Origin of the sequence: Vibrio rhizosphaerae, from assembly GCF_024347095.1 — a bacterium.
GTDB classification, from domain to species: Bacteria; Pseudomonadota; Gammaproteobacteria; order Enterobacterales; family Vibrionaceae; genus Vibrio; species Vibrio rhizosphaerae.
In genome coordinates, this window is record NZ_AP024903.1 from 604772 (window position 1) to 620393 (window position 15622).

12 protein-coding genes are annotated in these 15622 nt (G+C 45.5%); 6 read left to right on the forward strand and 6 right to left on the reverse strand.

Features of this window, described 5'->3' with window-relative positions:
• Positions 1-109: 109 nt before the first annotated feature.
• From acnB to OCV37_RS02770, 4 genes are all read left to right on the forward strand, one after another.
• Complete coding sequence (gene acnB / locus OCV37_RS02755) at positions 110-2707, forward strand: bifunctional aconitate hydratase 2/2-methylisocitrate dehydratase (protein ID WP_038178154.1); 2598 nt, start codon at positions 110-112, stop codon at positions 2705-2707.
• A gap of 209 nt (positions 2708-2916) precedes the next feature.
• Positions 2917-3285 carry a YacL family protein gene (locus tag OCV37_RS02760; RefSeq protein WP_038178275.1) on the forward strand — a complete coding sequence of 123 codons (369 nt, stop codon included), beginning with the start codon at positions 2917-2919 and terminating at the stop codon, positions 3283-3285.
• 238 nt (positions 3286-3523) lie between these two features.
• Entirely contained in the window at positions 3524-3862 is a 339-nt protein-coding gene (glnK, locus tag OCV37_RS02765; RefSeq protein ID WP_038178152.1) for a P-II family nitrogen regulator, read from the forward strand.
• 27 nt (positions 3863-3889) lie between these two features.
• Entirely contained in the window at positions 3890-5119 is a 1230-nt protein-coding gene (locus OCV37_RS02770) for an ammonium transporter (RefSeq protein WP_038178151.1), read from the forward strand.
• Between the two features lie 150 nt (positions 5120-5269).
• Here OCV37_RS02770 and rsmC read toward each other — a convergent pair whose 3' ends face one another.
• The 3 genes from rsmC to hemL all read right to left on the reverse strand — a co-directional run bounded on the left by rsmC (position 5270) and on the right by hemL (position 8948).
• Positions 5270-6310, reverse strand: a complete 1041-nt coding sequence (gene rsmC, locus OCV37_RS02775; protein WP_038178149.1) for a 16S rRNA (guanine(1207)-N(2))-methyltransferase RsmC — start codon at positions 6308-6310, stop codon at positions 5270-5272.
• Positions 6311-6382: 72 nt separating this feature from the next.
• A complete protein-coding gene (locus tag OCV37_RS02780; RefSeq protein WP_038178148.1) occupies positions 6383-7456 on the reverse strand; it encodes an AI-2E family transporter in 1074 nt (357 codons plus the stop codon).
• Between the two features lie 202 nt (positions 7457-7658).
• Positions 7659-8948 carry a glutamate-1-semialdehyde 2,1-aminomutase gene (gene hemL / locus OCV37_RS02785; RefSeq protein WP_038178146.1) on the reverse strand — a complete coding sequence of 430 codons (1290 nt, stop codon included), beginning with the start codon at positions 8946-8948 and terminating at the stop codon, positions 7659-7661.
• 396 nt (positions 8949-9344) lie between these two features.
• Between hemL and erpA the strand changes: the two genes are divergently transcribed.
• Positions 9345-9686: an iron-sulfur cluster insertion protein ErpA gene (erpA, locus tag OCV37_RS02790; RefSeq protein WP_038178274.1), complete on the forward strand. Its 342-nt coding sequence runs from the start codon at positions 9345-9347 to the stop codon at positions 9684-9686.
• A 135-nt stretch (positions 9687-9821) separates the two neighbouring features.
• Here erpA and OCV37_RS02795 read toward each other — a convergent pair whose 3' ends face one another.
• The gene (locus OCV37_RS02795) at positions 9822-11114 is read right to left on the reverse strand and encodes a peptidoglycan DD-metalloendopeptidase family protein (protein ID WP_038178143.1); all 1293 of its coding nucleotides are present in this window, start codon (positions 11112-11114) and stop codon (positions 9822-9824) included.
• A gap of 129 nt (positions 11115-11243) precedes the next feature.
• Between OCV37_RS02795 and tyrS the strand changes: the two genes are divergently transcribed.
• Positions 11244-12431, forward strand: a complete 1188-nt coding sequence (tyrS, locus tag OCV37_RS02800; protein WP_038178141.1) for a tyrosine--tRNA ligase — start codon at positions 11244-11246, stop codon at positions 12429-12431.
• A gap of 72 nt (positions 12432-12503) precedes the next feature.
• Here tyrS and dacB read toward each other — a convergent pair whose 3' ends face one another.
• Positions 12504-13967 (reverse strand): serine-type D-Ala-D-Ala carboxypeptidase, encoded by a 1464-nt coding sequence (gene dacB, locus OCV37_RS02805; protein WP_038178140.1) that lies wholly within the window; start codon positions 13965-13967, stop codon positions 12504-12506.
• Positions 13968-14043: 76 nt separating this feature from the next.
• Positions 14044-15063, reverse strand: a complete 1020-nt coding sequence (locus tag OCV37_RS02810) for a porin (RefSeq protein ID WP_261888116.1) — start codon at positions 15061-15063, stop codon at positions 14044-14046.
• Positions 15064-15622 lie beyond the last annotated feature (559 nt).

The following is a 15622-nucleotide window of genomic DNA, read 5'->3' on the forward strand; positions in this document are numbered from 1 at the left end:
CACGGCTAAGATAATTTGAGTTTGTCTCTGCACGGAGTGCCAAGTTTCCAAGGACGTTCGTTCCTATAGCTATAATAAAGTGAATGAACCGCAATGAGAGGAAAAAGTCGTGCTTGAAGCCTATCGTAAACACGTCGAAGAGCGTGCTGCTGAAGGGGTTGTCCCTAAACCTCTGGATGCTGAACAAGTTTCTGGTCTGGTCGAGTTATTAAAGTCTCCTCCGCAAGGAGAAGAAGCCTTCATTCTTGATCTGCTTGAAAATCGTATTCCCCCCGGTGTTGATGAAGCCGCTTATGTGAAAGCCGGTTTTCTTGCTGCTGTCGCAAAAGGAGAAGTGACCTCTCCGTTGGTTGACCGGGTCAAAGCAGCTGAACTGCTCGGAACGATGCAAGGCGGATACAATATTGAACCCCTGATCTCTTTTCTTGATGACGAAGCATTAGCGCCGACAGCGGCCAAGGCTTTGTCTCATACTCTGCTGATGTTTGATGCTTTCTATGATGTTGAAGAAAAAGCGAAAGCTGGCAATACCTATGCTCAGCAGGTGCTCCAATCCTGGGCCGATGCAGAATGGTTCCTGTCTAAATCGAGTATGCCTGAAAAGGTCACGCTCACTGTATTTAAGGTGAGTGGCGAAACCAACACCGATGATTTGTCTCCGGCACCGGATGCCTGGTCTCGTCCTGATATTCCGGTTCATGCTTTAGCTATGCTGAAAAATGAGCGTGAAGGGATCGAACCGGATGATGCGGGCAATGTTGGCCCTGTTAAACAAATTGATGCTTTGAAAGAAAAAGGCTACCCGCTGGCTTATGTCGGTGATGTTGTGGGAACCGGTTCTTCACGCAAGTCAGCGACAAACTCCGTGCTGTGGTTTATGGGGGACGATATCCCTTATGTACCGAATAAGCGTGCCGGTGGTTATGTTCTGGGTGGTAAGATTGCTCCGATTTTCTTTAACACCATGGAAGATGCAGGCGCATTGCCGATTGAAGTGGATGTTTCCAAGCTGAATATGGGCGATGTGATTGATATTTACCCGTATGAAGGCAAGGTTTGCGAGCATGATACAGATAAAGTATTGGCTGAATTCAAACTGAAAACCGGTGTGCTGATTGATGAAGTGCGTGCCGGTGGCCGGATTCCGTTGATTATCGGCCGTGGTCTGACCGATAAAGCGCGTGAATCCCTTGGCCTTGAACCGTCAGATGTTTTCCGTCGCCCGGCGCCGGTAAAAGATAGCGGTAAAGGCTTTACTCTGGCGCAGAAAATGGTAGGTAAAGCCTGCGGTGTTGAGGGCGTTCGTCCCGGTACTTACTGTGAGCCGAAGATGACCACCGTCGGATCGCAAGATACCACAGGCCCGATGACGCGTGATGAACTAAAAGATTTGGCGTGTCTCGGCTTCTCGGCTGATTTGGTGATGCAGTCATTCTGTCATACATCGGCTTATCCGAAGCCTGTTGACGTGAACACTCACCACACCCTACCTGACTTCATTATGAATCGTGGCGGTGTTTCACTTCGTCCGGGCGATGGTATTATCCACTCATGGTTGAACCGCATGTTGTTGCCGGATACGGTTGGTACTGGTGGTGACTCGCATACGCGTTTCCCTCTGGGGATTTCTTTCCCTGCCGGATCGGGGCTGGTGGCATTTGCTGCTGCAACCGGTGTGATGCCATTGGATATGCCTGAATCGGTCTTGGTGCGTTTTAAAGGCAAGATGAAACCGGGGATTACGCTGCGTGATTTGGTACATGCGATTCCTTATTTTGCGATTCAAGATGGTCTGCTTACGGTTGAGAAATCCGGTAAGATCAATGAATTCTCGGGTCGAATCCTCGAAATTGAAGGGTTAGAACATTTAACCGTTGAGCAAGCATTTGAGTTATCGGATGCGTCTGCAGAGCGTAGTGCGGCGGGTTGTACCGTTAAACTGTCTCAAGAATCGATTGAAGAGTATCTGCAGTCGAATATTGTGATGCTCAAGTGGATGGCTTCGGAAGGTTATGGTGATATCCGGACCATTGAGCGCCGTGTTCGTGCGATGCAAGAGTGGCTCGATAAACCGGAGTTGATGCGTGCTGATGACAATGCTGATTATGCGCATGTCTTAGAAATCGATTTGGATGATATCAATGAACCGATTTTGTGTGCGCCGAACGATCCGGATGACGCCCGTTTGTTGTCTGAAGTTCAGGGAACTCCGATTGATGAAGTCTTTATCGGTTCTTGTATGACGAACATCGGTCACTTCCGTGCAGCCGGTAAACTGCTGGATAATTATACCGGACAGTTAGAAACCCGCTTATGGGTGGCACCACCAACCAAAATGGATAAAGACCAACTGGTTGAAGAAGGTTATTACGGTATTTTTGGCCGTGCCGGGGTGCGGATCGAAACACCGGGATGTTCGCTGTGTATGGGTAACCAAGCCCGGGTCGCAGATAAATCCACCGTGATGTCGACTTCTACACGTAATTTCCCGAATCGTCTCGGTGCCGGTGCGAATGTTTTCCTTGCTTCTGCGGAGCTGTCAGCCGTGGGTGCAATCTTAGGACGCATTCCGACTACGCAAGAGTATCTTGAGTATGCTGCGAAAATTGATGCGACGGCTGCGGATACCTATCGTTATCTGAACTTCCATAAGATGAATCAGTATACCGAAAAAGCAGATACCGTGATTTTCCAAGAGCCAGCATAGGGTCTGTTCCTTTTGAATCGAGATAAATCCCTCCGCATGGAGGGATTTTTTTATCAGAAATCTCCTCTCCTCCTTCAGGTCATCTTGTGTTGTCAGCCTGATCGCATCGTCAGTGAACATACGCAGACAGGATGATGATGCCTGCATCTTAGATGACTTCCGTATATACTAGGCATCGGTTTGAATGTGTCTCAATGAATCTCGGTACGATGGAATTTGAATTCAGAAAAAATATGTTATTAGGTGAGTATTACGCTGCGTTTAATATGGAACACGGGGTTATTTCTCGTCTTCTTGAAGATGAAATGGGTACGGATCGCACAATCATTGAGCAGGTTTTACAGTTGCTGCAATCCGCATATCAAGATGATTTCACTGAGCAGGTCTGGTTTGGCAGAGAAATATCACTGAAGGTTTTGGAAGGCGAAGTGACGATTTTTGAAAATATCCTGACACATTCGGATCATCATGATTTTGAAGATGAATTTTCTCTATATGAGAGTGAAAGTATCGCGACTTGTGGTCTTGATGATTTTGAATCGATGCTCATACAGTGGCAACAATTCACGCAAAATTAATCTGCTTCCTCCCGAATCAATGATGTTCTCTGAGAACAAATTCTTTTACCTTGCACAGCCGTGGTGAGGTTTTCAAAATTCGCCTTATTTTTGTGAAATTATTGCACGAAACTGGTGCGTTATTTATCTCCAAATCTCCTTATTGTTATTTTTGTTGATTAAAATCAATTAGTTAAAAAGTTGGCACGTACCTTGGATTTAATGTGTGTAACCGGAGTACAGCTCGAGAGAGGACGCCATGAAATTAATTAACGCAATTATAAAACCTTTTAAATTAGACGATGTCCGTGAGGCCTTATCTGATGTGGGGATCGAGGGAATGACCGTCTCAGAAGTAAAGGGATTCGGTCGTCAGAAAGGCCATACCGAGCTTTATCGTGGCGCTGAGTATCAGGTTGATTTTCTACCGAAAGTTAAACTTGAAATCGCAACACAGGGAGACAATGTTGACCGTGTCGTTGAAGCCATCATTAAAGCAGCACACACAGGCAAAATCGGTGATGGTAAGATTTTTGTTTATGATCTGAGCCAAGCGGTACGAATCCGCACTGGTGAAACAGATTCAGAAGCACTTTAAAAGATTCTAAGGATTGGAGAGACTATTATGGAATTATCAGTAACTGTAACGGAGTTACGTTACGCGCTGGATACCTTTTACTTCCTCATTTCGGGCGCATTGGTCATGTGGATGGCTGCTGGATTTGCAATGCTGGAATCTGGTCTGGTTCGTTCAAAGAATACCACTGAAATTCTGACGAAAAACTTTGTACTGTATGCGATTGCTTGTACGTTATATCTCATCGTCGGCTATCACATCATGTATGTTGATAATACCAAAGGGGGCTGGTTGCCTTCATTTGGTGGATTGATCGGCTCTCAGGCAGCAGATGCAGACCACTCTTTAGAATCAGATTTCTTCTTCCAAGTTGTGTTCGTTGCAACAGCAATGTCCGTTGTCTCTGGCGCAGTGGCTGAGCGAATGAAACTGTGGGCATTCTTGATCTTCTCTGTTGTTCTGACTGGTTTCATCTATCCTGTTGAAGGTTACTGGACATGGGGCGGTGGTTTCCTTTCTGCTGCTCATTTCAGTGACTTTGCCGGTTCAGGGATTGTTCATATGGCTGGTGCAGCAGCAGCTTTAGCGGGTGTTTTGCTACTGGGTGCACGCAAAGGCAAATATGGTAAAAATGGTGAAGTTCATCCGATTCCGGGTTCAAACATGCCGTTGGCAACACTGGGAACCTTTATCTTGTGGTTCGGGTGGTTTGGTTTCAACGGCGGATCACAGTTAATGATTTCGGATGCTGCCAATGCGTCAGCGGTTGGTAAGATCTTCTTGAATACCAATGCTGCAGCGTCAGCCGGTGCATTAGCCGCATTGTTAGTCTGTAAAACAACTTGGGGTAAAGCGGATTTGACCATGGTCCTGAACGGTGCGTTGGCTGGTTTAGTTGCGATTACAGCGGATCCTCTTTCTCCGTCACCCATGTACTCGGTTGCAATTGGTGCTGTTGCCGGTGTGATTGTGGTCTTCTCGATTGTTGCATTGGATAAAGTGAAAATCGATGATCCAGTGGGTGCAATCTCTGTTCATGGTGTTTGTGGTCTGTTTGGTCTGATGGCTGTGCCAATCAGCAACGCGGAGGCATCATTTGGTTCTCAGTTATTAGGTGCAGTTGTTATCTTTGGTTGGGTATTTGGTACCAGTCTGATTGTTTGGGGTATCCTCAAAGCAACAATGGGAATTCGGGTGACAGAAGAAGAAGAGATGGAAGGGATGGACATGCACGATTGTGGTGTCGGTGCTTATCCTGAATTCGTGACTGCGAAATAAGCCACCTGATCCATTGATTGTGATGAATAAAACCTGCCCGAGTCCGGGCAGGTTTTTTTGTGCAAAGAAAACGCCCTGCTAGGCCCGGGGCTCCGTTGATACTGTCGAACATGAGACGTCGTAACGTTTTTTATTCCGGTATGTATCCCATCATTGTGTGGCTTGATAAATGGCAAACTTATTGGTTTTAGCTAGCGTGTCACAGTGACCCAACGCCTGTTCAATCAGCGGGGGATACTTGAGGAAACTGTTGGCGACAATTGATAATTTGCCTCGTGGTTTCAAATAGTGGGGAGACTGGTTCAGGAAGGTCTCGCTGGCATGGTAGCTGGTTCCCAGCCCGGAATGAAATGGTGGGTTGCTGATCAAATGATCGTAACGTTCGGTCACATCTGAATAGATATCTGACGGGAAAACATGGCCACTCAGCCCGTTAGCCGCCAGCGTCGCTTTACTGGATTCAATGGCTAGTGCGCTGACATCACACATCGATAGGGTGACTGCCGGATATTGTGCGGCAATCACAGTCCCAATGACACCGGCACCGCAGCCAAAATCCAAGACGTCTCCCCGTATATCGGATAGATTATCTAACAATAGCTGACTACCGATATCTAATTCTCCATGGCTGAACACGCCGGGCAGACTCTTGATGATGATGTCTTTTTGCCGGTAATTGACCGTGTAAGTTTTAAACCAGTCTTGCATATTGAACTGCGCTGGTGTCTGGCTGCATTCTCCCCAGTAGAAAGAGCAACGACGTGCCGCATCATACTTTCGGATAATGCCGTAAGGCTCGAATAACTTTTCCACGCTTTTTATACCGGAGCGATTTTCGCCGACCACAACAATTTCAGTTCCCGGGCCAAGTTTAGTCATGAGCATGGCCAGCAGGTATTCTGCTTCTTGTTTCGCTTTTGGCCAGTAGAGCAATAGCATATCGGCGTGGCAGTCCTCGCTTAATGTTGCGCCAAAATAACCCGTAATATGAGGATTATCTGCTATCTGCCGATAATAACCGTAGTGCGTGGTAAAGATGGAGACGGACTGACAGGTCTGTCGTAATTGCAGGGGAAACTGGTCTTCGATTTCACCGGCAACCAGTAGATGTTTTCCCTGAAAATAGTCTAATTGGCGTTCAGCAATTTGACTGGGGGCTGAATTCTGGACTGAGAAATATTCGCTCGACATGACTGTGCTCTATATTCGGTATCACAAGAAGAGGCGCGATTTTCTCATAATCTGTGGATAGCTTGAAGTCATTTAACTGTTATCTTGTCGGTTCAGAAATGACTGGAACTCTTCTTCATAGATATTGAACAGCACAATGGTGATTGCAAAGATCAAAGGGCCGTATATCAATCCCATCAGACCGAACAGGTGAATACCGCCAAGCAGTGAGAAAAAGATCATCAGCGTATTCATGCCCGAGCTTCCCTGCATCAGGAAAGGTCGCAGTAAATTATCAATTGAACCGACAACCACGATACTCCAGATCATGAGAAAGATTCCCCAAGAAATATCGTTGGTCAGTAGCAGATAAGCACAGGCTGGCATCCAGATCAATGCCGTACCGACAATCGGAATAAAAGAGGCAAAGCCGATCATCGTCCCCCAGAACAGACCGGGGAAACCTGCAAGCCACATCCCGATACCACCGGCAACGCCCTGCGCCAGTGCAGTCAGAAAGGAGCCCATGACTGCGGATTTAGACACTTTTTCGATTTCCTCCAGCAGCCGATCTTCTTGGCTGCGGGACAGCGGGAGGACATGGCGTAATGTTGTGATGATTTTTTCATAATCGCGTAACAGGAAAAACAGCACAAAGAGCATCAGGAAAAAATCCATGATGAATGCTGTGGCATCGCCAACGAGTTTCGCGCTGACACCAACGAGCTGAGTTCCTGCCTGACTGGACATCTTGGCAACTCGTTCGGCAATTGCGGCGGGATCGATGGTATCAAATGGTAGGTAGGTATTGGCAAAGTCCATTGCTTTGACCACCCAAGGATGATTGAAAATTTCCTGTACGCCACCGTGAGTCACCCACTGATAAAGCGTTTGCGAGAAGCGAGCCCCTTGTTGCGCGATTGCGCCAAACACCAATAATAGTGGCAGCACGATAATAAAAGTCAGAATGACGCAGGACAGGAATGAAGCAACATTCTTGTAGGGATTCAGCTTTTGCTCCAGATATTGATGGAGCGGATAAATCAGTAAAGAAATAATAAAAGCCAACACAATCGAATTAATGTAGGGCTCAATGAGCAGATAACAGGCAATCGCTGCAACAAGTAATGCCGCGATAATCACTCGATGACTGGGGATGGTATTCACGTTGTTTCTACCTTCGATGACTCATATTTCAATGATGGACATGTATCATGACGATAATTCGGGTTGTTATCAATCATCGTCATGTTAGAAATGGTAAACCTCTGCCAGAAATTGTGCCTGACCGGGTTTTTTATCGTCAAAGCAGATAAAGAAAAGGCGCTCCGGTGAGGCGCGCCCAAATCTTAACTATGATGTAAATCGCTTAGTCGTTTGCCATCATGGCAAAGCTGCGATCCACGGCTTCTAATGTAGCTTCAATTTCCTGAGAGGAATGTGCCAGCGAGGTGAAACTGGCCTCAAAAGCGGATGGCGCCATATAGACACCGTGATCAAGCATCAGATGGAAGAAGCGTTTAAATTTCTCAACATCACAGCGGGCGACCTCTTCATAGCAAGTGACTTGTGGTTGATCGGTGAAGAAAAAGCCAAACATTCCGCCGACCTGATGAACCAGCAGTGGAATGCCATGTTTGTCGGCAAAAAATTTAAAACCATCTGCAAGCTGCTTCGTTTTTGATGCGAGGCGTTTTTCGTTACCTTCTTCTTTGAGCAGGCTGAGACAGGCATAACCGGCAGCCATTGCGACTGGGTTTCCTGACAGTGTTCCGGCCTGATAAACGGGGCCGGTGGGCGCGATATGTTGCATGATGTCTTTACGGCCACCAAAAGCACCGACGGGCATTCCGCCACCAATAACCTTACCCAAGGTCGTTAAGTCAGGCTGAATGTTATAGTGTGCCTGAGCGCCCCCCAGAGCAACCCGAAACCCCGTCATGACTTCATCAAAAATCAGTAGGGCACCATTCTCATCACAGAGGGTTCTGAGTCCTTCAAGGAAGCCTTCCACCGGTGGAATACAGTTCATGTTACCGGCGACCGGTTCAACAATAATACAGGCGATTTCGTCTTGATTAGCGTCGAATAGCGCTTGGACTGAATCGAGGTCATTAAAACGAGCCGTCAATGTGTATTTGGCAAAGTCAGCCGGTACTCCGGGAGAGCTTGGCTGACCGAGGGTGAGTGCGCCAGACCCGGCTTTGACCAAAAGACTGTCTGCATGACCGTGATAACATCCTTCAAATTTGATAATTTTATCGCGGCCTGTATATCCGCGTGCCAGACGGATGGCGCTCATGGTTGCTTCTGTCCCCGAATTGACCATGCGTAACTGTTCCATTGATGGTACTAATTGTGAAACCAGCTCTGCAATGGCGATTTCTTGTTCCGTCGGAGCGCCGAAACTTAATCCTTTTTGTACCGCACCAATCACCGACTCACGAATCACCGCGTGATTATGACCCAGAATCATTGGCCCCCATGAACCGACGTAGTCGATGTACGCTCTGCCATCAACATCAAAAACGAATGGACCGTCCGCTCTGTCGATAAAAATCGGCGTGCCACCGACACCGTTAAAGGCGCGTACTGGCGAATTGACACCACCGGGAATGGTGGTCTGTGCCTGTTGATATAGATCAGATGATTTGGTCATGGAAATTATCCTCTTTTGAGTGGTTGGACCAACTTGGCAAGCATTGTACTATTCATTATTCGAAGAGAAATATTTTTTTCGATTTTTTCCTGAAACGCCAAGAGATGAACAGGGCGATGACTCATGAGTGCCTGTTCAGCCGATTTGACTTCCTTACTCAGAATGATTTCAATATTTTGAATAACATAGACTACCATGTTATGGGCGCGGTTGGGTGGTCATTGTCGTCTGAGAAAGAAAGTTGGTCTGATGCATGGGGGGAATACTTGAACGGTTCAGTCAGGTATTAGATAATCAATACAGATAATGAAGTATATCTCATGCAACAATGTTGACTGAGGTTCTGTTGACTGAAACTATGTTAGCAAGAGATATCAAAGCATGAGAGAGGTCGTTGTGAGTGATTTAAGTATACCGCTGACGTTTTCTGATGCGGCAGCGAAGCGAGTTAAAGCGTTAATTGCCGAAGAAGAAAATCAGGAATTAAAACTTCGGGTTTACATTACCGGAGGGGGATGTAGCGGTTTTCAATATGGATTTACATTTGATGAAAATGTGAATGACGGGGATATGACAATTGAAAATTGTGGGGTCACATTGGTGGTTGATCCGATGAGTCTGCAATATCTGATTGGTGGTGAAGTCGATTATACCGAAGGACTTGAAGGTTCTCGCTTTTTTGTTAATAACCCTAATGCAACAACCACTTGTGGTTGTGGTGCCTCGTTTAGTGTCTGAGTCTATTCCTTCCTGATAAACCATGTCGGGTCGTTGTACTCGAGCCGACATGGATGTGTTCCGGTCCTGATAATTTACCCGATGATGCCGTTTCATCGCACAAACTCAGCAATGGTTGTGCAATATAGTCGTGCCTTAACGTTTGGCATACATCAGATGGCTGAAGCGTTCCAGCTGTTGCAATCTGATTTTTGCATTGGCAATAAAAGTTTGTTTGGCTTGCCCTTTGAGTGATGCCGATTGCGGGAGCGACACTGTTCTCGGGTTTTTGTGTACACCGTGGACTAAAAATTCGTAGTGCAAATGTGGCCCGGTAACTCGGCCTGTGCCGCCCAAAGCCCCGATTTTTTGCCCTTGTTTCACCCGTTGCCCGGTTTTTACATATCGACGTTTCAGGTGAAGGTATTTGGTCATGTAGGTATTGCTGTGTTTGATAAAAACATAATTACCGTTGAAGCGGTTATAACTCGATTTGACGACGACACCATCACCGGCAGCCCAAATGGGGGTTCCGACTGGTGCTACATAATCCGTACCGCGATGGGGCCTGACTCTTCCGGTCACCGGATGAAGTCTGCGTGGGTTGAAGTTCGATGAGACCCGCCGAAAATCGAGCGGAGAACGCAAAAATGCTTTTTTCATCGCCCGTCCATTCTCATCATAATAATCACCATTATCATCGTTGATGATCGCTTTAAATGTCGTGCCTTGGTTGGTAAACGTAGCCGCAATAATATTACCCTTACCGACAATTTCGCCTTCGACCACGGCTTCCTGATAGAGCAGGCTAAATGTATCACCTTGACGAATATCTAAGGCAAAGTCGACATCCCAACCAAAAATACCGGCCAGTTCCATAATCTGGTTCGGCGTTAATCCAGCATTGACCGCTGCATTCCAGAAGTTAGAAGTAATTTGGGCTTCCGCATAATTATACTGATAGTGGACTTCTTTTTTATCCAGTTTCGCGGTGAAGCCATTCTCTGATCGGGTAATCATCAATGCTTCATAGGTCGAGAGACTACGCCGCAGTTGCACAAGTTGATCATTTTCGTCAAAGCCGAAACTGAGTTCATCGCCGGGACGAAGTCGGGTGAGTTGTTGTTTGATTTCTGGATCACTGGCGGTTAATTGATACAGGAGACGTGACGAGAGTCCAATACGCTGAAATAAAACGGCTGCACTTTCCCCAGATTTTACCTGATATTGTTCCCAACGAAGGGTTGCTGTCGGAGGAATCGCGATACCGGGAGAAAGCGCTTCTGCATTTATAGAGAGTGGATAATGACGACCGATTTCGAGTTGTTTTTCTTTTCCTTGAAGTTCTTTCGGATTGGGCAGGAAAAAAATAGCAATCACGATTAAAGCGGAGAAACACCCAATCAGTGTTTGATGTAATCGTGGCAGGCGAGCAAAAATAGACAACATATAGACAGCGTTTTACCGATGGTTCATAAAATCCTTAGAACAATAGTTTAACTGGTTTCAAAATGCATCGCTATTCAAGTAATATACCTAACTAATATATTTCTGCCAAATTTGTGGGAGCGAACGAGAATGGCAACAATTGAAACCGCATTAGCTGAAATCAAGCGCGGTGTTGAAGAGTTGATTCCTGAAGAGGAACTGATAGCAAAACTAAAAGAAGGCCGTCCGTTAAGAATTAAGCTGGGTGCTGATCCAACCGCACCGGATATTCATTTAGGTCATACTGTCATTTTGAATAAGTTACGTGCTTTTCAGGAATTAGGTCATGAAGTGACGTTCCTGATTGGTGATTTTACGGGGATGGTCGGTGACCCGACAGGAAAAAATACCACACGTCCACCGCTGACACGCGAAGATGTGATTCGCAATGCTGAAACCTATAAAGAGCAGGTGTTTAAAATTCTTGATCCTGCAAAAACGAAAATTCAGTTTAATTCCGAGTGGCTTTCGGAGTTAGGTGCTGAGGGAATGCTGCGTTTAGCTGCCAATCAGACCGTTGCGCGTATGTTAGAACGGGACGATTTTAAAAAGCGTTACAGTAGTGGTCAGCCGATTGCGATTCATGAATTCATGTACCCGCTACTGCAAGGTTACGATTCTGTGGCGATGGAAACGGATGTTGAACTCGGTGGAACGGATCAGAAATTTAATCTGCTGATGGGACGTGAGCTGCAAAAAGCAAATGGTCAAAAACCACAGGTTGTACTGATGATGCCACTACTCGTCGGTCTGGACGGCGAGAAAAAAATGTCAAAATCAGCGCATAACTATATCGGTATAAACGAAGCGCCTGAAGAAATGTTTGGCAAAATCATGTCGATTTCGGATGAGCTGATGTGGAGTTATTACGATCTGTTATCTTTCCGCCCATTGACTGAAATTCAGCAGTTTAAGGATGACGTTGCTGCGGGCAAGAATCCCCGGGATATTAAAATCTTGCTGGCGAAAGAAATCATTGCACGTTTCCATGACGAAGCAGCCGCTGATGGTGCAGAGCAAGAATTTATTGCACGTTTCCAAAAAGGCGCCATTCCTGACGAGATGCCTGAATTCACGTTTTCATCCGGTATCGCGATCAGCAATATGTTGAAGGATGCCGCTCTGGTTGGTTCAACATCGGACGCTATGCGAATGATTCGTCAAGGGGCAGTCAAAGCCGCTGGAGAGAAAGTTGAAGATACCAAATGGATTCCTGACAATGGCACCTATGTACTTCAGGTTGGCAAGCGGAAGTTTGCCCGCGTGACGATTCAGTAAGATATCTTCAGTAAGTAAGGTCTTGCTCCCAATAAAGCCTGATGATTCAGGCTTTATTGGATTCCGGATATGTCATTTGATACTGGATAAATAAGATTGTTTTTGCTGGCTCATTTGAATGATATCCCGATATAGTTTTTCTTCAAACTGCTCTAGCTGTGATGGTGCCTGCACGGTTTCTTCCTTATCATCCGGAAAGTAGTCCGTGACAAACTGAACAAAGAGCACCTGAGGCTGACCTTTTTTATCCAGTCCGTATCCCGCCATATTATAACTGCCATATAGAGAACCGCTTTTGGCACTTAAATGACCTTTCACAACCGAAGAGCGCATGCTTTTGCGGTATTTCAGTGTGCCACTTTGACCCGCAACCGGTAGTAAACCAATCAGATGCAGGGATGTGTCATGTTGCCAGATATACCGCAAAACATCAGCCATCTGATTGGCTGTCATCCGGTTATTACGCGATAACCCTGAACCATCAACCAGTTGTGCGCTTTTGAGGTCAATACCAGCTTTCGCATATAAGATCTGTTTGATGGCTTCCGTCCCATTGGCAAAGCTGCCAGCCTGAACAAAAAATTTGTGTCCCAAGGTTTTAGTGACATTATTGGCGATCAGGTTATCTGACTCTTTCAGCATGGTATCCAGTAACTCAACGAGAGGTTTCGATTCATGGTGAGCCAAGACTTGTTGCAGCGGTTTCGGCGGTCGCCCGACGAGCACATCTCCAGTAAGCGTGATGCCCAATTGATTGAGAATTCTGTAAACGATACGTGTCGCGTAAAGGCTGGTATTTTGGAGCGCAAATTTTAAGGGGAGTGGTGAACTGCGCTGAACCAGACATCCGGACAAGCGGTAATTGTTTTCATGATTGCTGCGTAGCTCAAGATCGCAAAGCTGCTGTTTTTGTTCTTGTAATGAAACCGTTTTGGCCTGAGTTGATACGTGAACGGGATATTGCTCCGGTATATAAACGCGAGTATGACCGTCCTTTTGCGTATAAATTGAGCCGGGGACACAGTTTTCATCTAACACAATGACACTCGACGGGGCGCTATAGCATACTCCCAGAATATCCCACGGCCAGCCGACTGCTCTTTCGTAGCCGCTAAACAACGTATTATCGAGCCACAAGTTACCCTCAATTTTTTTGATGCCCTGCTGTTTCAGCATCGTGAACATATGTTTTAAATCATCGGTCGTGAGCTGTGGATCGCCACTAAAATGGAGAACCAAGTCATGATCTGCTTTACCTAATAAGGTCTTAAAGCGAAATTGATCTCCCAGCTCTAATTTAGCAGCCAGCGCAGTAATCAGTTTCATCGTACTGGCGGGAGGATAGAATGACTGACTGCCTGTATCGATTTCTCGCAGGGATGTATCCAATTGTTCTACGAGGAGGGCGGTTCTGCTCGTCGGTGGGAGCAGATGGGCATAAGGGGTCGCCTGAGCTGCACATAACTCAGCAGTCAGAATAAAACAAGCAATAGTAACCAGAAGCGTCCGAAGCACAAAACAACCCAATATAATCATGTTATGTCATTAGTATAACCAGATAAAAAAACGCCCGCTAGCGCGGGCGTTTTAAGGATCTTAAATCTGGTTCAGATTAGAAGTCGTAGCGTAGACCTACAACCATCTCATCCTGTTCGCCAGCATCGCTAACAGTTTTTAGATTGCCAGCATCTTTGTATGTATCGCCTTTATCAAGCATGTTTAGGTTATAAGATACATAGCTGCGGAAATTTGGCTGGAAGTAGTAAGCAACTTCTAATGCCAGGTTATTAACGCTGGTGTCGTTTGTTTTACCGTAGTTATATGTGGCAATCAGCTTAGTTTTGTCAATGGTGTAAGAAGCGGCAACTTCGTAACCGTCATAGTTATCAGCACCAGCTGCATCGTAGTCGATGTGGCTGTACAATGCAGACAGATACAGGTCATTCAGTGTATAAGCAACTGTTGCAACGATTTGATTGTCATCGTCTTGTGCGCCATAACCTAAACCTAGGTCAACACCGATGTCAGCCAGTGCATAAGTTGCTGACAGACCATAACCATCTTGTTTGTTGTCTGTGTAAACACCACCATTCTGGTCTTCGTCAGAGCGATCTGCAAAACGGTATTCTGCAAATACATTCAGATTATCAAATGAACCAGCATATTTTAATTGGTTATCAACACGATCAAGTACAGTCAGTTTTTTAACTGAACTGTCACCGTGATATGACATGATGTCAGTAAAATCAGACAGCGGAGTCAGAACACCATCTTGTTTACCATAAGTAACTAGGCCGTATGTACCACCCAGACCCGCATAAGTATAACGGCTTTCAAAAGTACCGTTTTCTTTATTTACACTTTTAGAACCGTCTACAGAACCATCTTGAGAGGTAAATTGACCTTCGAAGTAACCTAAGCCGTACAGGTTATCATTGATTTCTTGTTTACCTAAGAAACCCAGACGAGTACGAGATTTATCTGATGCATCGCCATCTTTCAGAGAAAGAATGCCTTCGACACGTCCTTTCATCGTTAGGGATGTGCCGTCTTGGTTGTATAGTTCACCAGCGTTCACGCCAGTTGCCACTGCAGCACCTGCCACTGCAAGAGCGATCAGAGTTTTTTTCATCTTGTTAATCCTAAATTTACTGTCCATAAACGTTGAAGAACATAATCGGTCTGACCTGTTAAGCGAGGTATCCGAGCGACTATCGTCCATCATCTGTGATGCGAATCCGTACAATGCAACATAATAAAAAAGTTATGAAACATTGAACTTTTCGCCTTTCTCGTAATCTAGTTGTACATGCAAAGGTGGGGCGAAGTTAGTAAAATGATATAAATCAACGTAGTGAACGACGTTTTTAGGGATGTAAATAAATATCAAAACTATGTTCTTAAAGGATTTTTTTGTTAAAAAGCAAAGTTCCATTACTTGAAAAATTTGATCTATATTTATTTTTTTTTACGACTTTTGCTTCATATTTAGAATAATAGTTTGTGGCATGGATCAATTTTTTATCTGTGTGGTTCAGCGTACTAATTTAGTGATATCCAAGATTTCTAAATAGAGATCTTGAATTTAGATGATTTCGCTACCAACTTTGTTTACACTGAGACAATCAATTTGAATGAAAAGCTACCTAATCCTCGGGATTGGGTAGTTTTGTTTTGTCCAAAGATAACTT

Excerpts from the sequence above, each read along its gene's own strand:
- OCV37_RS02760 (WP_038178275.1), top strand. The coding sequence starts at position 2,917 with ATGGAATTTGAATTCAGAAAAAATATGTTATTAGGTGAGTATTACGCT.
- glnK (WP_038178152.1), top strand. The coding sequence starts at position 3,524 with ATGAAATTAATTAACGCAATTATAAAACCTTTTAAATTAGACGATGTC.
- OCV37_RS02770 (WP_038178151.1), top strand. The coding sequence starts at position 3,890 with ATGGAATTATCAGTAACTGTAACGGAGTTACGTTACGCGCTGGATACC.
- rsmC (WP_038178149.1), bottom strand. The coding sequence starts at position 6,310 with ATGTCGAGCGAATATTTCTCAGTCCAGAATTCAGCCCCCAGTCAAATT.
- hemL (WP_038178146.1), bottom strand. The coding sequence starts at position 8,948 with ATGACCAAATCATCTGATCTATATCAACAGGCACAGACCACCATTCCC.
- OCV37_RS02795 (WP_038178143.1), bottom strand. The coding sequence starts at position 11,114 with ATGTTGTCTATTTTTGCTCGCCTGCCACGATTACATCAAACACTGATT.
- tyrS (WP_038178141.1), top strand. The coding sequence starts at position 11,244 with ATGGCAACAATTGAAACCGCATTAGCTGAAATCAAGCGCGGTGTTGAA.
- dacB (WP_038178140.1), bottom strand. The coding sequence starts at position 13,967 with ATGATTATATTGGGTTGTTTTGTGCTTCGGACGCTTCTGGTTACTATT.
- OCV37_RS02810 (WP_261888116.1), bottom strand. The coding sequence starts at position 15,063 with ATGAAAAAAACTCTGATCGCTCTTGCAGTGGCAGGTGCTGCAGTGGCA.